The 23,001-nt window shown below is 59.7% G+C and carries 19 protein-coding genes and 1 tRNA gene; 9 read left to right on the top strand and 11 right to left on the bottom strand.

Going from position 1 to position 23,001, the window contains the following annotated elements:
- Positions 1-25: 25 nt before the first annotated feature.
- The 3 genes from lexA to G5S37_RS02405 all read left to right on the top strand — a co-directional run bounded on the left by lexA (position 26) and on the right by G5S37_RS02405 (position 1,563).
- Positions 26-634 (top strand): transcriptional repressor LexA, encoded by a 609-nt coding sequence (gene lexA, locus G5S37_RS02415; RefSeq protein ID WP_165200433.1) that lies wholly within the window; start codon positions 26-28, stop codon positions 632-634.
- Positions 635-641: 7 nt separating this feature from the next.
- Complete coding sequence (locus tag G5S37_RS02410) at positions 642-1,316, top strand: glutathione S-transferase family protein (RefSeq protein WP_165200431.1); 675 nt, start codon at positions 642-644, stop codon at positions 1,314-1,316.
- A 161-nt stretch (positions 1,317-1,477) separates the two neighbouring features.
- Positions 1,478-1,563 (top strand) — tRNA-Leu (locus G5S37_RS02405).
- Positions 1,564-1,666: 103 nt separating this feature from the next.
- On the opposite strand, the gene argF is transcribed toward G5S37_RS02405, so the two are convergent.
- Positions 1,667-2,647, bottom strand: coding sequence for an ornithine carbamoyltransferase (argF, locus tag G5S37_RS02400; protein WP_165200429.1), 981 nt, complete (start codon positions 2,645-2,647; stop codon positions 1,667-1,669).
- Between the two features lie 673 nt (positions 2,648-3,320).
- Between argF and G5S37_RS02395 the strand changes: the two genes are divergently transcribed.
- Genes G5S37_RS02395 through G5S37_RS02385 form a run of 3 tightly spaced genes read left to right on the top strand, consistent with a single transcriptional unit; the run spans position 3,321 to position 7,515 of the window.
- A complete protein-coding gene (locus G5S37_RS02395; protein ID WP_165200427.1) occupies positions 3,321-3,554 on the top strand; it encodes a hypothetical protein in 234 nt (77 codons plus the stop codon).
- Between the two features lie 8 nt (positions 3,555-3,562).
- Positions 3,563-5,482, top strand: a complete 1,920-nt coding sequence (gene treZ / locus G5S37_RS02390; protein WP_165200425.1) for a malto-oligosyltrehalose trehalohydrolase — start codon at positions 3,563-3,565, stop codon at positions 5,480-5,482.
- On the top strand, positions 5,479-7,515 hold the full coding sequence (locus G5S37_RS02385) for an amylo-alpha-1,6-glucosidase (protein ID WP_165200422.1): 2,037 nt from the start codon (positions 5,479-5,481) through the stop codon (positions 7,513-7,515). Before treZ ends, G5S37_RS02385 begins: the two co-directional genes overlap by 4 nt.
- Before the next feature lie 32 nt (positions 7,516-7,547).
- On the opposite strand, the gene G5S37_RS02380 is transcribed toward G5S37_RS02385, so the two are convergent.
- Together G5S37_RS02380 and G5S37_RS02375 are read right to left on the bottom strand one after the other, a co-directional pair.
- Positions 7,548-7,835: a plasmid stabilization protein gene (locus G5S37_RS02380; protein ID WP_165200419.1), complete on the bottom strand. Its 288-nt coding sequence runs from the start codon at positions 7,833-7,835 to the stop codon at positions 7,548-7,550.
- 24 nt (positions 7,836-7,859) lie between these two features.
- A complete protein-coding gene (locus G5S37_RS02375) occupies positions 7,860-8,117 on the bottom strand; it encodes a hypothetical protein (RefSeq protein ID WP_165200416.1) in 258 nt (85 codons plus the stop codon).
- 159 nt (positions 8,118-8,276) lie between these two features.
- Here G5S37_RS02375 and G5S37_RS02370 point away from each other — a divergent pair, with 159 nt between their 5' ends.
- The 3 genes from G5S37_RS02370 (at position 8,277) to G5S37_RS02360 (ending at position 10,776) form a co-directional block, all read left to right on the top strand.
- Positions 8,277-8,987: an HAD family hydrolase gene (locus G5S37_RS02370; protein WP_165200414.1), complete on the top strand. Its 711-nt coding sequence runs from the start codon at positions 8,277-8,279 to the stop codon at positions 8,985-8,987.
- Complete coding sequence (locus G5S37_RS02365) at positions 8,984-9,709, top strand: ROK family protein (RefSeq protein ID WP_165200411.1); 726 nt, start codon at positions 8,984-8,986, stop codon at positions 9,707-9,709. The genes G5S37_RS02370 and G5S37_RS02365 overlap by 4 nt, the downstream gene beginning before the upstream one ends.
- 191 nt (positions 9,710-9,900) lie before the next feature.
- Positions 9,901-10,776: an AraC family transcriptional regulator gene (locus tag G5S37_RS02360; RefSeq protein ID WP_165200408.1), complete on the top strand. Its 876-nt coding sequence runs from the start codon at positions 9,901-9,903 to the stop codon at positions 10,774-10,776.
- A 375-nt stretch (positions 10,777-11,151) separates the two neighbouring features.
- On the opposite strand, the gene G5S37_RS02355 is transcribed toward G5S37_RS02360, so the two are convergent.
- From G5S37_RS02355 to G5S37_RS02320, 8 genes are all read right to left on the bottom strand, one after another.
- Complete coding sequence (locus tag G5S37_RS02355) at positions 11,152-12,435, bottom strand: Gfo/Idh/MocA family oxidoreductase (RefSeq protein ID WP_165200405.1); 1,284 nt, start codon at positions 12,433-12,435, stop codon at positions 11,152-11,154.
- A gap of 272 nt (positions 12,436-12,707) precedes the next feature.
- On the bottom strand, positions 12,708-13,415 hold the full coding sequence (locus G5S37_RS02350; protein WP_165200402.1) for a DUF1080 domain-containing protein: 708 nt from the start codon (positions 13,413-13,415) through the stop codon (positions 12,708-12,710).
- A gap of 71 nt (positions 13,416-13,486) precedes the next feature.
- The gene (locus G5S37_RS02345) at positions 13,487-14,761 is read right to left on the bottom strand and encodes a PQQ-binding-like beta-propeller repeat protein (protein WP_165200399.1); all 1,275 of its coding nucleotides are present in this window, start codon (positions 14,759-14,761) and stop codon (positions 13,487-13,489) included.
- A 151-nt stretch (positions 14,762-14,912) separates the two neighbouring features.
- Entirely contained in the window at positions 14,913-16,220 is a 1,308-nt protein-coding gene (locus tag G5S37_RS02340; protein ID WP_165200396.1) for a PQQ-binding-like beta-propeller repeat protein, read from the bottom strand.
- Positions 16,221-16,385: 165 nt separating this feature from the next.
- A complete protein-coding gene (gene pgsA, locus G5S37_RS02335) occupies positions 16,386-16,973 on the bottom strand; it encodes a CDP-diacylglycerol--glycerol-3-phosphate 3-phosphatidyltransferase (RefSeq protein ID WP_165200393.1) in 588 nt (195 codons plus the stop codon).
- 105 nt (positions 16,974-17,078) lie between these two features.
- On the bottom strand, positions 17,079-17,498 hold the full coding sequence (locus G5S37_RS02330) for an ester cyclase (protein WP_165200391.1): 420 nt from the start codon (positions 17,496-17,498) through the stop codon (positions 17,079-17,081).
- 263 nt (positions 17,499-17,761) lie between these two features.
- Positions 17,762-18,184 (bottom strand): molybdenum cofactor biosynthesis protein MoaE, encoded by a 423-nt coding sequence (locus G5S37_RS02325; RefSeq protein WP_165200389.1) that lies wholly within the window; start codon positions 18,182-18,184, stop codon positions 17,762-17,764.
- Positions 18,185-18,240: 56 nt separating this feature from the next.
- The gene (locus G5S37_RS02320) at positions 18,241-22,563 is read right to left on the bottom strand and encodes an autotransporter-associated beta strand repeat-containing protein (RefSeq protein ID WP_206026276.1); all 4,323 of its coding nucleotides are present in this window, start codon (positions 22,561-22,563) and stop codon (positions 18,241-18,243) included.
- Positions 22,564-23,001: the final 438 nt, after the last annotated feature.

Below are 23,001 nucleotides of genomic sequence, written 5' to 3'. Positions count from 1 at the left end.
CCTGAACAGTGTTCAAATGCGCCTCATGCTTACCGAACGTCAACAGGAACTCATCGGATTCTTGCGCACTTACCAGCGTACGCACGGTGTGATGCCCAGCACCCGGGACATCCAGCAGCACTTCGGATTCGCCAGCCAGACGGCAGCCATGAGCCACCTGAAGGCTCTGGAACGCAAGGGAGCCATTCGACGCCTCGCCGGCAAGGCGCGGGCAGTCGTCTTCCCGGAAGACATGGAGCGCGACACGGTGGACATCCCCTTCTACGGGCTCATCCCCGCTGGCTTCACAGCGGACAATCCGCAATTCTCCGACGGCAAGCTGAGCATGGACATGAGCACTCTGGGCCTGCGCCCCAGTGCCAGGCCCTTCGCTCTGAAAGTGCGTGGCGACTCGATGGTGGGCGCGCATATCTGCCATGGCGATTTCGTCATCCTGGAACAGAAGGAACCCAAGCCCCGCGACATCGTCGCCGCACTCATGGATGGTGAGACGACCCTGAAGCGCTACCTCATCGACAAGGGCCGTCCGTTTCTCCGCGCAGAGAATCCGGCCTATCCGGACCTCATCCCCGTTCGAGAATTGTCCATTCAGGGCGTAATGGTGGGACTCTTCCGTCCCAACCCGAACGTCTGATCAAGACATGAGCACGCGCACGAGCCTGACTCTCTACGACCTGCCCCACAGCCCCTACTGCCTGCCCATCAAGCGTCTTCTGCAGGCGTATGAGGTGCCACTTGAGATCGTCGACGTGCCCAACTGGGACCGCCGCGCGGTGATCGAAGCCAGCGGTGGTGCCTACTACCAGGTGCCCATGCTCGTGCATGACGGCAAGGTCATCTGCGAAAGCACCGCCGAGAGCAATGACGTGGCACGCTATGTGGACAAGACCTTTGCCGGAGAGACTCTTTTCCCTGAGAACCTCGCGGGTTTGCACGACATCCTCATCGCCTACCTCGATGATGAGGTCGAAGGCTCCACCTTTCGCTGCACGGATGTTTTCTACGTGCCCTCCATCGAAGATCCCGTGGGCCGGGTGATGACGCTGCGCCACAAGGAACGAAAGTTTGGCCGTGGCTGCATCGACCAATGGAGAGCATCACTCGCCGATCTCCGCGCCGGAGCCACGAAACATTTCGCGCGCTTCAACGCCATGCTTCAGCACAAGACATTCCTCCTCGGTGAGCGCCCGGTGTACGCCGACTTCCTGCTGTACGGCATCCTCACCAACTACACCTGGAAAGGGTGGAATGAGCTTCCCAAGGAAATGAGCGCCTTAACATCCTGGCTGGAATGCATGCGCAGTTGGAGAGCCTGAGCTTGAAGCCGAGCCCCACAGCAAGCCGGAATAGAATGAATGCAAAATTCCCGGACTTGTATCTCCAACTGAGTATGTTCCCGCCACAGTGGAGCAATTGAACTTGCGCAATCACGCAGTCTCTTCAAATCACTCCACCGTCAGTTATTTGAGTGCCAAATGCCGACATGGCGGAACCGGTAGACGCAACGGACTTAAAATCCGTTGGTGGGCGACCACCGTGCGGGTTCGAGTCCCGCTGTCGGCACCTCAGCTCGACTGACCTAGGCTCTCCTGGCGTGAAGGAGAACCCGGCAAATTACTTTTGATGGACTGGGAGTCCAGCAATCAACAGTGTGCGCAAAAGCACCTCACCCCACCGTCTCGATCATCAACGCCTTGATGGTGTGCATGCGGTTTTCTGCCTGATTGAAGACACGGCTGTAGCTGGCTTCGAAGACGTCGTCCGTCACGTCCAGAATCTCCGGATAGGTGCGGGTGACTTCGGTGTTCTGGTCGTGGAGGGCCGGGAGGCAATGCAGGTAGATGGCCCGGGAATTGCCAGTCATGTCCATGACATCCTTGGTAATGCGATAGGGCTTCAGGAGATTGATGCGCTCTTCGATCAGGTGTTCCTCGCCCATGGAGATCCAGACGTCACCGTAAACGGCATCGCAGCCGGCCACGCCTTTGCGCACATCAGTGAACATCTCGACATTGGCCCGCAGATCCTTGCCCACGAGGGATTGGATCTCGCTCATGGTCTCCGGTGTGGGATGCAGCTCCGGCGGAGCGACGACGCGGATTTTGAAGCCCTGCTTCACGGCCGCAATCATCAGGGAGTTCACCATGTTGTTCCGTCCGTCTCCCACGAAAGCCATGGTGACCTTGGACAAATCTCCGAATTCCTCCCGCAGAGTCATGCTGTCAGCCAGGGTCTGCGTGGGGTGAAACTTGTTCGAGAGAGCGTTCCACACCGGCACGCCGGAGTACTCGGCAAGCATCTCCACATGACTCTGCTCAAAGCCGCGGAAGGCAATGCCATCGAGCATGCGACCGAAAACGCGGGAGATGTCCTTCACTGACTCCTTGATGCCAAAACGGATGTCCTCACTAGGAAGGTTTTCCACATGGGCGCCTTCATCATTGGCGGCAACGACAAAGGCCAGTCGGGTGCGGCAGGAGGGCTTCAGGAAAATCATTCCGATGGTCCTGTTTGCCAAGCGCTTGGGGAAGATGCGCTTCTTCTTTTCATCCTTCACCTGCAGCGCGCGGTCCACCAGGTATGCAACCTCTTCATCGGTATACTCAAACAGCTCGATCAGGCTCCGCCCTTTTAGGTCAATGTTCATCGTAGTTGCCTTGCAAAAAGCCAATTAGCTCGGGAGCATGGCGTTGCAACCACTTTCCCGTCACCTTTCGGTCCCCGTCCCAGTGTGGAAGTGCGGATTGCAAGGCCGCTCCCGAGGGCTCCCCCCTCCCCAAAGGAGAAGGTCCTCGGGAGGCCCCCTGAGAGCACCATCAGGCCAGATAAGAGCCTGACCTGATCTTCGTTTCGCCTGTCCATTCTTTTGCGACATCCCCATGAAAAACACGGACTCGTTGGAATCAGAAAATATCGACCACGCACAACACCCTATTGAGTCGGCCGGGCCTGCCGGTCTTGCTCCGAATCAGGCAGGGGATCCGCCATCACTGAATTCCGTATCGCCATCGGAAATTTTTTACGATGGTCGCGAAGTCTACGGCGGATACTAGATAGCCGGACGTGGAGGCTCTGAGAGTCCGGCGCGCGATTGGGTCGCTTCAGAGACACGCGAAGCCATGAGTGCCGCATTGCAGCAGCGCATGCGGCAATTGCGAGCAGGCTCCGCGCCCTACCAGGGTGTTGTTTCCCACGCCTGTCCACACAAAGACACTTGCGCCCACACGCGCCTGCGGACGAGGACATTCTTCCGCGCCACGGATCCTTCCAGCCGCAACGCGCCTTGCGTGCGATGAAGGGGAGGAAGGAGAACAACAACCATGGCTACCTGTGAAACCTGTGGCAATACCTACGACAAATCCTTCGAGGTGATGATGGCGGGAGAAAGCCACACCTTTGATAGCTTTGAATGCGCCATCTCGGCGCTGGCTCCGAAGTGTGCGCATTGCGGATGCCGCATCATCGGACACGGAATGGAGGCGGACGGCACCATGTACTGCTGTGCTCACTGCGCCTCACATGCGGGAGAAAGTGGCTTGCGTGACCGGAAGTAAATAAACCCATGTCCACTTTTCCGAAGGAAAGTCACCCTCAGGATCATTCGGCAGCATCGCCACGCGTCTATGCAGTGGGGCCAGAACTCCACAGCAATGGCGGAGCGCACTTCCGCGTATGGGCTCCGGCATGCAAGGCAGTCGCGGTGGTCCTGGGTCAAGAAGCAACGCAGGCGTCCCATTCCATCCGGCATGCTCTGGACCCAGAGGAAGATGGGTATTTCTCCGCCTTCGTTCCTGCGGCCGCCGCAGGCATGACCTATCGATTTGAGCTGGGAACCGGTGCGTTCCCTGATCCTGCGTCACGCTTCCAGCCTGAGGGACCCCACGGCCCCTCTCAATTGGTCGACAATCTCGCATTCCCATGGACGGACCACGACTGGAAGGGAGTGTCCAAAGAAGGCCAGATCATCTATGAAATGCATCTGGGCACCTTCACCCCAGAAGGCACTTGGGCCGCTGCGGCGGCGCAGTTGCCAGAGCTTGCGCGCCTGGGCATCACGCTCTTGGAGATCATGCCGGTGGCGGACTTTCCCGGGAGACGCGGCTGGGGATACGATGGAGTGGATCTCTTCGCACCGACGCGCCTCTACGGAAAGCCTGATGACATGCGAGCCTTCGTCAATGAGGCCCATCGTCTCGGCATCGGAGTGATGCTGGATGTGGTCTACAATCACCTTGGCCCAAATGGCAACTATCTCGGCCAATACTCAAAGTACTACTTCCACCACAAGCGCGTGTCTGAGTGGGGCGATGCGCTGAACTTCGATGGAGAACATTGCGGACCGGTGCGGGAGTTTTTCTGCTCAAACGCCGAGTACTGGATTCGGGAGTTTCATCTGGACGGCCTGCGCCTCGATGCCACGCAGCAGATTTTCGACGACTCTGAGGAGCACATTCTCAGAGAGCTGGCGCGTCGAGCGCGTGAAGCAGCGGGCTCGCGCACCATCTATCTGGTGGCAGAAGATGAAACGCAGAGCTCAAAGCTGGCACGGTCGCCCTCGAAGGATGGATATGGCCTGGACTCCATCTGGAATGATGACTTCCACCATAGCGCCGTCGTGGCACTGACCGGGCGCAGGGAGGCCTACTTCACCGACTACCGAGGATGGGCACAGGAGTTCATCGCTTCCGCAAAATGGGGATTCCTCTACCAGGGGCAGTACTACCAGTGGCAAAAGAAACGGCGGGGCACTCCCTGCCTGGATCTTGAGCCGTGGAACTTTGTGACCTTCCTGCAGAACCACGATCAAGTCGCCAACTCTCTCTGGGGCCAGCGCATTCACAACATGGCAAACCGGGGCGCCTTGCGAGCACTGACAGCGCTGCTCCTGCTGGGACCAAACACACCCATGCTCTTCCAAGGACAGGAGTTTGCCTCCTCATCCCGCTTCCTCTACTTCACGGATCATGACGCCGATCTCGCGGCCTGCATTGGGGAGGGTAGGGTGAAGTTTCTGGAGCAATTCCCCGGCATCGCCACGGAGAAGGCCCGCGCGGTATTGTCCGATCCGCAGAGCGATGACACCTTCAAAAAGTGCCACCTTGATTTCAGCGAGCGGCAAAAGAACGAAGAGATGTACCGGCTGCACCAGGATCTCATCCACTTGCGCAAGAACGATCCTCTCTTTGGCAAGGTGCGGCGCGGAGAGTATGACGGCGCCCCGCTGGGACGATCTGCGCTGGTGCTACGATGCTTTGGCAAGGAGCAAAATGACCGGCTCCTGATTGTGAACTACGGCCCTGCCATGGATTTCGATCCGGCGCCGGAACCCTTGCTCGCGCCCGTCGCTGGCGGCTCCTGGCACCTTCACTGGTCCAGCGAAGATCCCAGCTACGGCGGCGGCGGAACACCTGCATTTGAGTCTGAAGAAAACTGGATCGTGCCGGCGATGTCTGCCGTGGTCCTCATCCCCTCGAAATCATGACCTCTTCTCTCACCCGGCAGATCAGTCTGGCCAATGTAGAGCGCCTGCACACACGGGAGATGCTCCGGCGGGAGTGGCTTGTCACGAATGGTCTTGGAGGTTATGCCTCAGGCACTATCTCGGGAAAAGCAACCCGGCGTTACCATGGTCTTCTCGTGGCTGCATTGCCGGCGCCGCTGGGACGCGTGGTCATGCTCAATCACCTGGAGGAGCACCTGTGCCTTCCGGACGGAAGGAAGATACACTTCGGTGGCGATGAACCTGCTGAGGATTCCAACGGCGAACGCCAGCATCATGCCTTCGAGTTCGGCCTGCGCGATGGCATGCCGTGGTGGCGCTACGATGTGCAGGGATATCAGTTCACCAAAACCCTGATCCTCGCGAACGGCCAGAACACCGTGTACATCGGCTACCATCTGGAATCCGGCCAGGATGCTCTGCGCATTGAATTGCGCCCCTCGGTACATTTCCGCCGGCATGAAGACGATGTGGCCGGGGCACTGGAAGACGCCTACTCCATCTCGATTCAGGGACGGCGCTATGAGGTTGCCACGGGCGCACCGTTCGTTCCGTTGCGGCTGACCGCCCAGGCACCTGAGATGTCCTTTGTTCATGACGGAGGAAAGATATGGGAACACTTCTACAAGACAGAGGCTGATCGCGGCTATCAATCGACTGGCACACTCTGGAGTCCTGGCGCTTTCCATCTCACAGCCACGCCAGGCGCCTCGGCCATCCTCATTGCTTCCACCGAGGAATGGAGCCGTGTGCTCGCGCTAAATCCAGACGAAGTGCTCTCCACCGAACTCGAACGTAGGCAGCGTCTGATCGCCATGGCAGATCCTCGTGTGCGGGAGGGTGCTGCTGCCGAACTGGTGCTCGCGGCGGATCAGTTCATCATCCGTCCCGCGGGGCGTGTGGAGGACATGACGCGAGCCCGCGCTGCCGGGGATGAAGTACGCACGATCATTGCGGGCTACCACTGGTTTACTGACTGGGGTCGCGACACCATGATCAGCCTGGAAGGGCTCACACTCACCACGGGTCGGCATGCCGAGGCCGGATGGATCCTGCGCACCTTTGGCCACTACATCCGGGATGGTCTCATTCCAAACCTCTTTCCCGAAGGGGAAAGCGAAGGCCTCTACCACACGGCAGATGCCACGCTGTGGTTCTTCCATGCGCTGGATCGTTATGTGCAAGTGACGGACGACCAGCTCACGCTCCGCCATTTGCTCCCGAAGCTGGTCGAAGTCGCACAGCATCATCTGCGCGGCACGAACTTCGGCATTGGCGTGGATACTGAAGACGGCCTTCTAAGACAAGGCAAAGAGGGATACCAGCTCACCTGGATGGATGCGAAGGTGGATGGCTGGGTGGTGACACCGCGCCGTGGCAAGGCCGTGGAGATCAATGCTCTCTGGTACAACGCCCTCCGTCTGTTGGAAGGCTGGCTGCGTGGCGAGCACCAGGAAGAGGAAGCAAGGCGCTATGAAGCCGAAGCCAATCGAGTACATCGTTCCTTCAACCAACGATTCTGGTCGGACGAACTCGGTTATCTGTACGACGTCGTCGATGGCGAAGGAGGCAATGATCCCGCGTGCCGGCCAAATCAGATCCTCACCATCTCGCTACGCCACGAGGTTCTGGAAGCCAGTCACTGGGAAGCCGTGTTCAACAAGGTGGAAAAGGAGCTTCTCACCCCGGTGGGTCTTCGCTCACTGGATGCGCATCATCGCGACTTCAAGGCACGCTACTTCGGGGATCTGCGGGCGCGCGATGCCGCCTACCATCAGGGCACGGTCTGGGGCTGGTTGATCGGTCCCTTCATTGATGCCTGGCTAAAACTCCGGCCCAATGATGTGGCGGGCGCACGCGAATGCCTCAGCGGCCTTGTGGCGCACATGAACGAAGCCGGTGTCGGCACGCTCAGCGAGATCTTTGATGCGGAGGAACCGTTCACCGCGCGTGGCTGCATCGCCCAGGCATGGAGCGTGGCGGAAGCATTGCGATGCTGGGCGAAGACCGCCTGACATCGCTGGGCTTCAGCTTCAGCGTTGTGCTCTTACTTCTTTGAAGGCCGCTTCTTGGAAGCAGTCTTCTTTTTGGCGGTGGATTTCTTCTTCGTCGCGGCACCGGCTTTCTTCCCGCCTTTCTTGGCTGGACTCGCGTCGATCTTCTTGCCGCGTCCAGAGCCGCTCTTCTTCCCACCCTTGGTGGATTTGTTGACGGTGGCCCAGGCCCGGGCTTCTGCCGTCTTTTTGGAAACGCCCTTCTTTTCGTAGCCCTCCTCAATGTGCTCCGCCTGGCGCTTCTGTTTCGACGTGTAGCTGGATTTGTCGCCTCTGGGCATGGCTTTGCGAGGTTTGAGGTTTAGTTAGTACGACACATGACCCGTCTTCCCAGTCGCTGAGTCCTGGAACAACGTGGCCCGGAATCCCTCATCGGACAGCGTTCGCATGATTCTCTTCTCATCGATGTCTTTCGGACGATAGCGCATCCAGATACCGCCGGGAATCAACCTGGCCGCTTCCACTCCGGGAATGCGCCGCACCACCTCACCTGCCCGTTCCTCCGCCGCCTCCGTTTCCATGTTGGCAATGGCAACATCAAGCTCTGCTGTTGGTTGTGACATGATCGTGAATGGGTTCATGGATCATCGCGCGCAATCCACCCCACGGATGCCGGATGGCTTTTGCGCCTGTTCCAACAACCGTAGGAATAGGCTCATGCGAACTGCTGCAAGACGACTACGGGTCGCATCCCGACAAACGCAACCCCTGACCCCGCCCCCATGGACACCGCCTCTGCATGGAAAGCTCTCGCCACCGACTTCGATGGAACCCTGGCCGAGGATGGCGTGGTTCTACCGGAAGTGTATGATGCTGTATCACGTGCTCGCGACAGTGGCATCAAGGTGATTCTCGTCACCGGTCGTGAGCTGCGGGATTTTGAGGCGCTCAAGGTCGATCTGCGTGTCTTCGATCATGTGGTGGCGGAGAATGGCGCCGTGCTGCTCGATCCCGCAACCAACGTGCAGACACTGCTGGCCCCGGCTCCCTCAGAACCTTTGGTCAAGATGCTTCAAGAACACGGCGTGACCTCCCTTTCCGTCGGCCAGACGATCATCGCCACCTGCGTGCCTCATGAGATCACCGCTGTGGAATGCATCAAGGTGTTGGGATTGGAACTCACCATCACCTTCAACAAAGGCGCGGTGATGATTCTCCCTCCCGGCGTCAACAAAGCCTCTGGATTGAAAGCTGCCCTCAAGCTGCTGGGCCTGAATCCCGGAGAGGTGGTTGCCGTGGGCGACGCCGAGAATGACCATGCCTTTCTTACGCTGTGCGGCTGCGCTGTCGCAGTAGACAATGCCCTGCCATCGCTCAAGGAGAAGGCGCACTTCGTGACCCAGGGGCAGGCAGGAGAAGGCGTGGTGCAATTGTTGAATCTGATGATCCAAGGTGAACTCTCCCCCGCCGTGCTGGCGCAAGTGGTGTCATGAAGATCCTGATGATTGATGTGGGCGGCACCAATGTGAAGCTCATGGCCTCTGGCCGCAGGAGTGTCGTCAAAATCCCATCGGGGAGAAAGCTGACGGCCTCCCGGATGATCAAGGAAGTCATCAAAGTCACCGCGGATTGGGATTATGAAGCCGTCACCATCGGTTATCCCGGCGTGGTGGTGAATGGCCAGCCCACAAGCGAACCACCCAATGTGGGCGGAGGCTGGCTGCGGGTGAACTTTCAGAAGGCATTCGACATGCCGGTGCGCTTCATCAACGACGCCAGCCTGCAGGCACTGGCGGCACACACGTCAGGGCGTCTGCTCTATCTCGGATTCGGCACGAGCACCGGTGCCACCCTGATTGTCGATGACGTGATCGTGCCTCTCGAAGTGGGCAGTCTGCATCTGCCGCATGGGAAGCGTTTCGGAAAGCACCTGTCCGACAAGGAATATCAAAAGCGCGGAAAGAAGCGGTGGAGACGCACTGCCCTGACCGCGATCGAACTTCTGCGCGAGGTATTCAATCCCGATACGATCATCTTGGGCGGAGGAAACTCGGACGCCATCCTGCCGCTCCCACTCAACTGCAAGCAGCAGGATAACAGGGCAGCCTTCCGTGGAGCCGTGCGGCTGTGGTCTGGCGCGGATATGCTGGCGGAGCCCTATGGGGCGTCCTGGCGCATCACGCGCAAGAAACCGAAGCGCTCCCGGACCAGTTAAAAAAGGTGGCCGCACAGCTGGTATCGCATATCCGTTCACGGCAAAGGCTTCTTTCCGAGGGTGAACTGTGCGATTTATCACCCCGGCTGGCCATTTTGTGGCCGGAGGGATGCACGAGAGTCCTTGTCATCCCGATTCGCGGGGGTTTATTCACATATCCCCTCATCCCTCAATCAGGGATCTCCCCCCTCATGAAAGCCTTGCTGGAAAAGATACCGGTCACCGCGCAGGAATCCTTCCACTGCGAGATCATTCGTGCACATGACTTCGGCACTCCCTGGCACTTTCATCCGGAATATGAGCTGACCCTCGTACTAAAGAGCAGCGGCTATCGCATGGTGGGGGATAACATCACCGTGCTCACGCCGGGCGATCTCGTCTTCGTCGGCTCCAATCTCCCGCATGTGTGGCACCAGGATCAGCAGCAGCGCAACGGCTCCTCTGATGAAAACGTGCACGCGGTGGTCGTCCAGTTTCTGGATGGCTTTCTCGGCAACAACTTCCTCCAGGCGCCGGAACTCTCCGATATCCGCCGCGTCTTCCAACTCGCCGGCCGGGGCCTGCAGGTGAAAGGACGCACGCGTGACTCCATTGCGAAGAAGATGCAGAAGCTCGCGGATACCAGCGGCTATGCACGCTTGATGGAGCTGCTTTCCATCCTTGGTGAACTGGCGAAGTCCGAAGAGCTGGAGCCTGTGGCCAGCGCCGGATTCGCCCCACAACTCGACCTCACGGACAAGGAACGACTCGGTCGAGTCTGTCAGCATATTGACGACCATCTTGCCGAGCCTCTCAGCCGGCAAAAGCTGGCGAAGCTGGCGCACCTAAGCCCTGCGGCCTTCAGCCGTTATTTCCACGTGCGCACGGGACGCACGCTGCCGGATTACATCAATGAATTGCGCGTGGGCCGCGCCTGCCGCCTGCTGCTGGAAGAGGTGGAGATGGGTGTGTCCCAAGTGGCTTTCGCCTGTGGGTATGGAAGCCTCTCCAACTTCAACAAGCGCTTCCAAGCACGCATGGGCATGACGCCGACGGAGTATCGGGAGAAGGTGTCGAGGTTGACGTGAGCGGAGTGAGAGACTTGGGTGCGTGGTCATTCCATTCGACATAGCCACACTCCTTCGGCGAGGATCTGCGCTTTGCGTCTTGGAGTGCAGTGGCAAGCGCTAAGGCGCGACACCGCTTTTGAGCGGAGCCCAAGTCACGAAGAAAGGTTAGAAACGCACCAACACCCAGCTTTGAGCATTCATGAAGTCCTGGATGATTGAATGGCAACAGAGCAATAGGACCGCATATTCCTTCGTTCAAAGCGGTGTCGCGCTTGAGCGCTTGCCACCGCACTCCAAGACGCAAAGCGCTCCGTCACATGCAACCTTCATGCATAATCGCTGCAGCCGCTATACTCTGAGGAGAACAGCGGCTGCAAAGTGACCTGCGTTGCACTAGAGCGGCCGCTCGTAAATCTTCCTGAACACACCCGCCTCACCTTCGCTCGCACGCATGGGATCCACGATGGTGATGCCATCCTCGCCGAATCTCGCGGTCACCGGGGCGCCTTTGCCTTCCTGGGTGTACTTGAAGTTCAAATCACGCACTTGAGCCGCGGCATCGACAATCGCGGTGGTGATGCGTGCCTCCTCCGCGGTGGGATAGATCTCGGCCACATCATCTCGTGATGCACCGTGATATTTCATGCGGCAGATGGCTGCCAGGCCCACAGTGAGGCTGTCCACCCCATAACCAAGATAACCGCGGGTGCCATCGGGACGCGCCACGTCACGGGTGAAGTGGTTGTTGCTCGTTCGTGAGCCGCCGCCGTTGTTCCAGAAACGGAAACCGCGATACTGCTGGTCGCTCTCCACCTTGCCATCGGCACCCACAATCTCATGCCCCTGGTTCACCGGCCCTTCGAAATCCGCCGGGGTGATCCAGTTGTTGTGGTAGTTGATGCTCATGCCGTTTTCGTAGTCCACGCGGACCTGGACGGCGTCGTAGGCATTGATGCCATCCCGTACGAGGCGCTTCTTCTGGCCGATCGCGGTGAGCGAAGCGGGCTTGCTCCGGTAATAGCTGTGAATCAGATCCGTCCAGTGCGGGCCCACATAGCTGAAGGGGTCGCTGCTCTCCACCCACTTGAAGGTGCTGGTGCTCACCTCGAGCGGCTCCTCAAGATAGGCCGTGCCATACAGGGGCGCGCCGATGCGGTTCTGGATGTCATTCTTGATGCGCAGGTGATCCGGGTCGTAGCGCTTGTGCATGTCCACCGCGACCACACGGTTCTTTCGCTTCGCGAGGTCGATGATTTCATCCGCCTCGTGAATGCTCAGGCACATGGGCTTTTCCGTGGTGACATGCACGCCGCGCTCCAGCGCCGCAAGAATGGGCTGGGTATGCAGGTGGTCCGGCGTGGCCACGGCGAGCACATCCAGATCCGGGAAGTCGCGCAGGATGTCGTTCCAGGGTTCATCGCCGTGGTACCCACGCGGCTCGTGGCCGGTGAGTTCCTTGAAATTCGCCGCAGCCTTCCTCGCGGAAGCCTCTGAGCGGGTCGCCACTGCCACGAGATCGAAACGGATGTCCGCAAAGTCGCGGTTCCACATGTCCAGCCCCACACGGGCAAGCTGGCCGGCGATGCCGAAGCGCTGCAAATCCGCATACGCGCGGGCGTGGACATCACCGCCGAACATGCCGGCGCCGACGAGGGCGATCTGAATGGTTTGGGACATGAGGAGAAAGTGGGAAGGCTGACTAGCTGCGGTTTTACCGCAAGCCAACAAGCCAGTACAGCACCGCTTATTCTTCGCAGCTTGTGCCCGGTTCTGGGCATTTGCTGCGAGCGGGAAAGTAGTCCGCCGAGCTTCGGCGGTCAGTTTGTCATTTCGCGCTCAGGGCTTCCAAGAAAATGGGGAGGTGAGAGCAGGAATCGCACTCCTTCTTACGAGAAGTGAAAGCCCGGTTCTCCCCTCCCCTGACCGCCGAGGCTCGGCGGACTACTTTCCTACCGGGGTGTGATCTTGATATTCCGGTAAGCCACGGGGCCGTGGTCTCCCTGAAACATGATGGGGCCTTCCGGAGCCTCCTTGCCGGTGACACCTGAGGGCGTGGGCCCGGGCATCTCAAGGTTCTCGTGCATCACCTTCCCATTCAGCTCCACCTTGATGAACTTCGCATTGGTAATCTTCTTGCCACTCGCGTCGAACTTCGGCGCCTGCCAATCGATGACATACTTCTGCCACTCGCCGGGTGCCTTGCTGGCATTCACCTTCGGCACCGCTGCGCCATAGATCGCGCCCATGTCGCCAGGGCCCATCTTGTCGTCCGCTTTGCCGGAGGAATCGAAGACCTGCACTTCATACTCGCCCATCACGTAGACACCGGAGTTCGAGCCCTTCGGCACCATGACTTCGAGCTCGATCAAGCAGGAGCCGAACTTTTGCTTGGAATAGATGTCCACACTGTCGCCATGCTTGGTGGCGAAGTTGAACAGACAATCTTTCGAACTGGACCCAAAGCCGGCCCCCACTCCGACAAACTCTTTCGGGTTGTCGGGGTTGAGTTGGACTTCGCCAACCTGCCACTTGGGCGTTCCCTTGCCCGCCTTGAAGCTCCAATTTTCGAGGTTCTTCCCGTTGAAGAGGGAGACGGGCTCAGCCGCGAAAGCGAGCGTGGAAGTGGCGAGGAGAATGAACAGAGAAAGAGGCTTCATCTCCTCACCTACGCGACCGGGCCCGGCACTGTTTCGTAAACAATGCCGCAGGGTCACTCCACCCCACTCATTCATTTCCCGATGCACCACAGATTCTGGTAACTGCGGATGAAGAGCAAACCGTCAGACACAGCGATGCTGCCGATGATTTTCTCGCCCAGGGAGTTGGTCTCCAGCAGTTCGAACTTCGGACTCGCCTTGAAGACGAAGCAATCACCACCCTGATTCGCGGCATACAGCTTGTCACCGGAGCGCACGAGGGAGGACCAGTTTTGGCCCGTGAGTCCGGGTCCTTTGAGCCGCTCATTCCACACCATCTCACCCGTCTTCAAGTCACGGCACTCCGCGATGCCGCCATCGGTGAGGATGTAGTAAAGACCTTCGTGAACCACGCCGGAACCGATGCGCTGCTGCACCTTCGGCAGGTGCCACACGCGATGAGTGCTGGTCACGTTCCCATCACCACCCGCCTTCACGACCATGCCGGACCCGCCATAGCTGGAGACGGCGACCATTAGGCCATCCGCATACACGGGGGAGTTGTAAACCAATTGCGTCATCCCATCACAGGTCCAGAGTTCCTTGCCGCTCATGGGGTCAAAGGCACAGGCGCGGCCGGGATAAGTCATGAAAAGTTCATAGCGGTTGTCCACCTTACGCAGAAGGGGATCACTCCAGGAGCCGAGCCACTTCTTGCCGGCACCTTCACCCGAGGCGCCACCGGGCTCATTGTGTTCCCACAGGGTCTTGCCGGTCTTCTTGTCAAAGGCGTACAACACCGTCTTCTCTCCGGGACCGAAGTTCAGGAAAATGCGATCCCCGGCGATCACGGGCGAGGTACCATTCCCCCAGATGTGATGCTGCCTGCCGAGGTCGGTGCGCTTCCAGAGTTCCTTGCCCTGCATGTCATAGCAAAACACGCCCGCAGAGCCGAAGAAGGCCACCACGCGCTCTCCATCCGTGGCGGGAGATGCGGAGCAGTAGGGATTCGTGGGGTGGGTAAGTTCCGCCTCCTTGTAAGTGGTGCCGGATTCCCACAGCTTGTTACCCGTCTTCTTGTCGAAGCAAATCAAGAGCCGCTTCCCTTCGCGCTCGATGGGCTGGGTGAGGAACACCTTGTCTCCCCAGACCACCGGCGTGGAATTCCCGCGATCTGGCAGCGAGACCTTCCACTTCACATTCTCCGTGGTGCTCCACTTCACGGGCAGGTCCGTCTCCTCGGTGGTACCGTCGTTCGTGGGGCCTCTCCACATGGGCCAATTCGCCCCGAAGACTTGCGGCGAGGCGATGGAGCAAAGCGCGGCCGTCAGCAGACAGGCCGTCCAAAGATGCTTAAAACGTTTCATGGCAGAGACAGGTGAGGAGCCGGATGGCAAGTGAATGGACCAGCGGGACACAAACATTGCCCACAATTGCAAAACGCATCAGCCTCCCCGGCCCTAGCACGGAACAACCGCACAGTGGCCGGATGGCATGAGAAACAGACAGGCGAAGCGCTTACTTTTTCAGATCATAGCAGGAAACAAGCTCCTGGTCCCGAAGGTACAGCTTGCCGTTGCTGACCACGGGGTGGACCCAGATTTTCCCCTTCGGATTGCGGTTCGTGGTCTGCGGTTCCAAGGTGAATCGCCCATGCTCGTTCCAACCGTTCGGCGAGGCTTCGATGAGCACCACCGTGCCCTTGCTCTCGTCCAGGAGGTAAAGCATGCCATCCGCGCAATGGACGGCGCCCTTGCCCAGCTTGCCTCGCTCCGCCCACTTCACCTCGCCGGTCTTGAAGTCCTGGCAGGTCCAGCCGCCCTTGTCCGAGTAGCCGTAGAGATAGCCACCCACGAGGATCACTCCACCGTGGTGATTCACCATGTTGGTGTTTTCATACACCACGTCCGGCTCAGCACTGCCGGTGAGTTTCACTGCCTTGCAGCCCACGCCGTAGCCAGCCGCCACATAGACCTGACCATCGCTGTAGATGGGGGTTGGGATCACGGCGGTCTTGCCGGGGAAGGCAGACTTCCACACCAGCTTGCCATCCGCCGCATTCACGCCGGCGACGTTCTGCATGGTGAGCTGGACGTACTGGCGTTTGCCACCATGTTCGATGACGATCGGGCTGGCGTACTGCGCCCCGTCCGTCCACTCCTCGCTCTGCCAGACCTTCTTCCCGGTCATCTTGTCGAGAGCCATCAGCGTGCCCTTCGGACCACCAGGGGTGCAGATGACGAGCTTGCCATCCACGAGCGGAGATTCGCAATAGCCCCAGCCCGGGACCTTGCCACCGGCTTCGGTCATGCTGGCGTTCCACAGCTTCTTACCGTCCTTGGCGCTGATGCACACGAGTTCGCCCTTCCCGCCCATGGCGTAGACGCGGTCGCCATCCACCGTAGGCGTAGCACGTGGGCCGTCACCCCAGCCATTGGTCAAGAAAGGTCCGACTTCCGCGACCCACTTCTCTTTTCCAGTATTCGCATCGATAGCAATCAGGTACTCCACCGCATCACGCGCGCCGAGCGTGTAGAGCGTACCACCAGCGGACGCGAAGCCAGAGTAGCCAAAGCCCGCGTTTTCATAGGTCCACAGCTTCTTGGGTCCAGCATCGGGCCACTGCTTCAGCAGGCCGGTTTCCTTGGAAATGTCCGTGCGGTCCGCCCCGCGGAACGTGGGCCAGTCACCCACAGCCGCCGCCGAGGCAACCGTGGCGGCGCCGCGTGGCGGGAGACTGGAGCGCGACTGCGCGTGCGACAAGGAGGGAAGCGCCAGAGCGAGCGCGAGCAGGGTGGAGCAGGTGGTGAAGTTGGTGGGCTTCATGGTCGGATGGGTACGATGAGCGGGGCATGCAGCTTGCAGCACTCGCGCATCTCGCAAATAAACCCCGGCAGGCGGGTCCAAGGCGAACCTTTTCCCATCCCCTTCCCCCACTTTCACCCAATCGTGGCGAACCTGCCGCATGAAGGTGCCACCTGACGGTGCCACTCAGGCGTCCCCAAACAGCTTCCGATTCTTCCAGAAGTAGCTGAATCCCGATACCAGAGTGAGGCCAGTCATCATGATGAGGCAGAACGTCCCAAAGATTTCTGGAGAGAGAGGCTTCCAGGCAAACACCGGGCCCAGCCAGCGGCACGCCGGCTCCAGACTCGCCTGCACCATGAGGAAATAGATCGTGGTGATGACCTGCCAGACCATCTTGTGCTTGCCCAGCTTTTCCGCGGCGAGGATGACGCCGTTGTTTGCTGCCACGACGCGAATGCCCGTGACAAAAAACTCGCGCGCCAGGACGGCAATAACAATCCAGGTCGGCACCGGATGCACCGGAGACACGGTGAGGAACACCAGCGCGGCGGTCATCAGGACCTTGTCCGCCAGCGGATCCATGAGCTTGCCAAAGTTTGTCACCAGGCCACGAGCCCGGGCGATCTTGCCGTCCGCCAGATCGGTCAGCGCCGCCGCGATGAATACGAGAAGCGCAATGCCGACCCGATTCTCAATCGGGATGTAGAACAGAATCACAAACACCACCGTCAGAATAAAGCGCGCAACGGTGAGTTTGTTGGGAAGGTTCATGCAGGAGGTGCGGAATGCGAAGACTGCACAGTGATGCCGTCTTCATTCCTGAATAGGAACATCACGAGGTCCCTGTCAATGTACGATTCCGTGAACCTCAAGAGTTCAGACAGACTGCGACATCTGCGCAAACAAGCCGCCTTGATTCCAGCAGTCCCAACCTTCCACAATCCGCCCATTGTCCACTCGGAACCATGTCATCCCATTGAAGTAAAGCTTCCTGCCGGATGAGGGAATACCAAAGGCCATGCCCGTGTGCGTGGCGCTCGCCTCCCAGTGCACACAGACGTCATCGCCGTCTGAGAGCAGATTGCGCACCGAGATGCGGAGATCGGGCATGGCCTTCAGGAGGTTCTGGTGAAAGACAATGAAGTCCTTCGCCCCCACCACTTCCTGACCACCTTCCATGTGTCCACGAGCGTCGGGGTCAAGCAACTCGGTGATGACACCGACGTTCCGCTGATTCCACACTTCTTCAAACCAGCGCTTTCCGATTTCTTTCGGTGAGCATTCCACGGTTGTCATGATGGGCCTCCTTGTTGCGGCAGCTATCCGCCCGGACGCGAAACATGCAACCATAAAAAAACCGAAGCAACATTCATTCCGTCTGCACCTGCTTTTACTCCTCGGGATGGTCGTTTCACTCTTCGGAATATATGGCCATCCCAATCTTCGGGGGCCGTTGGGGGGAAAATCGTCCTTCGTGTAACGCCTCGTGCAAAACGCTTCCCCCACTCGCCATGCAACATTCCTGCCACGTGAAGATGGCTTGGTGCTCTCCGCCTTTCCTACGCCTTTGGTTTCACGTCCTCGCTTTTCCCTTCGGATTCCACCCACACCGGCTTCTTCCAGATGGGCACGCTGGTCTTGATCTCCCGCAGGTACCAGCGGCAGAGATCGAAGCCTTCCGCGCTGTGTCTTGTCTTCACGCGGATCACAATGCTCGGCTCCCGGGCCGGCACGAAACCCAGCCTGTGCTGAATTTCCACCCGATGAGGGGGAAGCTCCGCCTGTGCGCGATGGCAGAGGCGGTCCAGCTCACGGTCCGCCATGGGCCGGTACGCGCTGTACTCGATTCCCGAGATGGCACGTCCGTCCTCCTCACCACGTACGGTCCCCAAAAACTGCACCTCGGCCCCCTCGCCATCGGCAAACGTCGTGGAGGTACAGGCGATGGGATTTTCCGAAAGGATGATGGCGAACGTGGGCACGGGGAAACGTAGACACGCATTCCCCTTCGGCAAGCCCCGGTCTGAACTGCTCGATCTCAACGACGGCGGCGGCGCAGCACCAGCGCACCCATGCCCAGCATGAGCAGCAGCGCCCTCCCCGGCTCGGGCACAATGGAGATCACCCCGGTGCTGCCGAACTTGCTCACATCCCAGAAGTGGTCGCTCCCCAAGTACGTGATGTCCGGGAGGATGAGGCCAACGGTCAGGTTATCCGCTCCGGTGCGCTTGCCGGTTCCTGCGAAGTCGTAGAACGACGAATTGATCGTGGCACCACCATTGACGGTCAGCCAGTCCAACAAATCAAACACACTGCCCGACGTAAGACCGAAGCCCGACCCCAGCGTGACGGTGATCTTCGAATTCGAATCCAGCGAGAGGTTGCCCGCGATGAGGATGCGGTCGTTTCCGCCATCTTCAGAGACACCCGACACCGTGGTGAGCATGCCTGTGGAGGGATTGAAGGTGGCATTCAGCCCGTGGGTGCCGCTCGTCTTGAGCTGCAGGGCAAGATTGGCTCCGCTGCTGACCGTAAGCGTGCCGTCGATCTTCAACGTGCCGATGTCGGTACTCAGCCCGCTCACGGCGTTCGCGATGGTGGTGGCATTGCCACCAGGGGCGAGTGTGGCGCCCGTGTTGAGTGTCACCGGTCCTGCCACGTGGCCATTGCCGCCGAAGGTGGTGCCGCTGTTCACGGTCACGGTGTTGCTGCCAGTCGCGGAACTGCTGCCGGCATAGGTGTTGTTCACCAGCAGGGTGCCCGCACTCACGGTGGTGGCGCCGCTGTAGGCATTGTTCCCCTGCATGACCAGGGTTCCGGTGGTTGTCTTGGTGAGGGCTGCACCGCCGTTGATTTCACCGGTATCCTTCAGTGTGCCGGACTCGAGGGTGAAGGTATTGATCGTGTTCGCGGCGGAGCCGATGTTGTGCCCGGTCATGTCGAGTGTACCGCCGGCGAGCTTGATGCTGGTCGTGGTGTTGGTGGTATTGGAACTCCCCCCGCCCACTTCCTGGATGTCCGCATTGGAAATCAACGTGCCACCAAGGATCTCCAGCACGGCATTGACCTTGCCCGTCGTGAGGGTGTTGGAGAAGGTCCCCATTCGGAAGGCGCCGCCTGCATTGACCGTGAAGAGCCCCCCGGAGATGCTCAGCGTGGCGTTTGCGGTGCCCGTGCTGTCTCCGACCATGATGCCCAGGTCCACGTTGTTCACCGTGAAGTTGCCTCCTCCGAAATAGACGATGCCAGTCACGCCGCCACTCGTGGTGTCACGCCGGCCGACCACGAGGTTGTTCGCCGTCACATTGGCCACATGACCGCGCAGATCCAGGGTCCCGCCGGGAGATGCTCCCGTGACGGTACCTGCCGTGCTGCCCACGGTGACATTCGTCGCGAGGCCAGTCTTACCGCGAATCTCCACGGTGCCAGCGCTGCCTGCCGTCTGGGACAGGAACTTCACCGTGCCCGCTCCCTTCGAAATCCCGATCTCAAGGCTGTCCGTCACCAGCACGTTGGTGCCGGAGCCCAGGATCATGGTGCTCGCCTGGGCATTCCACCCATTACTGTGCGAGATCTGGATGGTATTGGCGGTGATCGTATTCGCCGTATTGGACAGGCTCAAGGTGGTCCCGTTGTTCAACCCGTAGCCCACTCGGAAGAAGTTCACGTTCGCAGACACAGAGGAGAGTCCGGTCATGTCCACCACGGTGGTGTTGGCATTCGCCGCCCCGTCCGCCGCGCCCTCCGAACCCGGCACCAGTGTCGTGGCGGTCTGGAGGCCCGCCTCGAAGATGGCCGCGGTGTTATCCACCACCAGGGAACCACCCCCAGTGAAGGTGGCATTTGTGCGCGCCTTGACACCATTTACCACGCCCACGCGGAATCCCCCTGTGCCGGTCACTGAAAGCGTTTCTCCCGCACCGATGGTCACCGTGCTGGTGGTCGTTGTGTTCGAAGCCACATGCATACTCCCCACCGTGAGGCTGGCGGCGCTCGCATCCAGATTCGCCGCAAGTCCATCCGAGCCGACCGTCAATGCCGTGCCCATGGGCAGGGCATTATCCACGCCGATCTTCAGGGTCCCTTCTTTGACAACGGTGGCACCGGTGTAGGTGCTGTTCGCCGTGAGCACGAGGGTGCCATTGCTCGTCTTGCTGAGGCCACCATTGCCCGTGATGGCAACGCCAATCGTGGCCGTGACGGACGGATCCACGCGCACTTCAGTCGCTGCGTTCACGAAGTTGAGCTTTCCTACATTGCCACCGAGATCCACCAGGCTGTAACCACTGCCGAACTGCAACGCGCCCGGGGTGATGGTACCTGCCAGTTGCACTTCTCCCGCCGCCCCCACGAAGACAGCGGTCTCTCCGGTGATCCACTGCTTGTTCAGATCTCCCGTGCTGCTGGTCCAGTTGGTAGACGCAGGGGCGTTGGTCCAGATGCCTGAACCGCCATCCACAGAGCCATTCGCGCTCATGTTTCCACCATCCCAGAACATCAGGCCAAGCTGATTCGTCTGCAAATACACCTGGCCAGCGGCAGCGGTGTTGATGGCGTAGTTGTACCCGGAGAGGGTGCCACCAATCACGAGATTCACATCCGTGAGCGTGCCCGTGTACGTGAGCAGGGTGTAGGTGGAAGAAGAGCCAAAGCCAGCGTCAGGGGTGATGCGCAGCACACCATTCAGCATCAGGTTTCCCGTCACGGCGATTTGATCGCTGGCCGTGCCGAGATTGAAGTTCAGCACCGTGTCGTTGGCCAAGGTCAGTCCGCCTCCGATGCTGAGTACACCGGTACTGCCCACCACTGAAGAGTCGCCGGCCGAAAGTGTGGACGCATTGGCCATAGTCACGGCGCCCCCCACCGTACCCGTCCCTGAGAGCGTGCCACCGGTCTGTACCGACACGGCACCCGTGCCTGTGGTGCCGAGCACATTGTACGTGCCAGTATTCTGCACAGTCACCGCCGTATTCCCCAAGCTGCCGGCGCTGCCGACCGTCAGGGTGCCGCCGCTGATCGTGGTGGCGCCCGTGTAGGTATTCGCTCCGTTCAACGTCCAGGTGCCCGTACCGGATTTGGTGAGGCTGGTGACACTTGCATCCATGCCGCCCGACAGACTGCCATTTCCAGCACCGGTCAGGGTGAGGGTTCTACTGCCGCCCACCACGGCCGCCGTGCTCGTGAGATTCAGCTCACCGCTCAACGAGGCGATGGTCGCGTTCGCGCCCAGCGTGAGCTGACCGCTGATGGTATTCGTCCCGCTGACATTCACCAGAGCTCCCGCCTGTCCTGCCACGCCGGTGCCGCTGAGCGTCAATGCCTCCGCGCCGAGGTCGATGTTCCCCTGCACCTGCAAGGTCGTGCCACTGGCCACCACCGTGCCCGCGTCTGCGGTGCCGAGCGCGTTGTTGCTCTGCACATTCAAAATGCCCGCGCTCACCGTGGTGAGTCCGGTGTAGGTATTCACCGCTGAAAGGACGAGCGTACCCGCACCAGTCTTCGTCAGACTGCCGGTGCCGGTGATCACATTGGCTACGGTCAGCGAGAAACCCGTCTCCACATCAAAGGTCCCGCCACTGCTGCCCAGGGTGATGCCGCGATTGGTGTCATCAATGGTGGTCGTCCCAAAGATGCCAAGGATACCGCCATTCAGCGTCAACTGCGCTGCATTGAACAGTGCCGCATCGCCGCCGAGGCTGCCTTCGCTGTTGATGCGGATTTTTCCGCCGTTGATGGTCGTGGTGCCGGTAATGGAACCCGCTACCGATCCCGTGGCCGCTCCTGACGCGGCAGTAATCGTGAGCGTACCCGTGCCGGTCTTCACGATGCTCATGTCAAAGGTGTTGTTCCGGCGCTGGAGATTGGCGACGGTGGTCGTGCCAGTACCGTCGAAGGTCAGCACCTTGTTTCCAGTGCCCACCGTGCGGTGGTACATGAGGCCGCTGTTGATGTTCAGGGTTCCATTGTTCAGAATCGTGGTGTTCCCACCTTCATTGAGCCGCAGGTTCCCTGATTGGAACGTCTGGATGCCGCTGTTCACCGTGATGCCCTGATTCGCCACATAAACCACACCGACGTTGATGTTGATGGTGTAGTTGGCGTTGCCGCTGAAAAGAATGCCGCCGACGTTCCTGTCGCTGCCGTTGTTGATGGTCAGGGTGGACCCTGCCGCGCCAAAGACTGCCCGGTCAGCCGCAGTGGGCAAAGCCCCGGAAGACCAGTTGGTAGTTGTCGCCCAAGCATTGTCGACACCTTGCCAGGTGACATCCGCAGCCGGCAGGCTCCCCAACGACAGGAGCGAAAACAGCCCCGTCAAAACGGCGGTGCGAACGAGGATGTGACGAGAGAACGAATGGACCATGGATGGACAGCGAGAGAAAAGCAGGATCAAGGAGGAAGAGAATCGACGACGGAAGAATGCCGGTTTCCGCCCTCTGGCGGGATGCGCCGTCAACTCAGTTCGAAGGAGTTTCGCGTTCAGCGAATCAGCGTCGTGGCATCGTGTGCCGCAGGTGCGCCGGGGCAGCCGCTGGTGGGGCTGCCAGGAAGGAAAGGAAGCGAGGTGAGGAAGCTTTCATGGGGGGCGAAAACCTAACCCCGTACCCCAAAGAATCTTTCATTCCACTCGCAGCTAATCCCCCTACTTCACACTAAAGCGCTCACTTAGTTCGGCTTCTTCCCGGTCTCTTGCAATTGGCCCGACCCGGTGCTGACGTCACCTCGCCTTGCGGCCCACGGTGCGCGGCCCTGCACCCCAATTCTCGTCATGGTTTCCATGAACGAATTCCCGGTTGCGATC

The sequence above is a fragment of the Roseimicrobium sp. ORNL1 genome (assembly GCF_011044495.1).
GTDB lineage: Bacteria > Verrucomicrobiota > Verrucomicrobiia > Verrucomicrobiales > Verrucomicrobiaceae > Roseimicrobium.
Note: the sequence above shows the minus strand (reverse complement) of the source record. Positions and strands in the feature narration are given on the sequence as shown.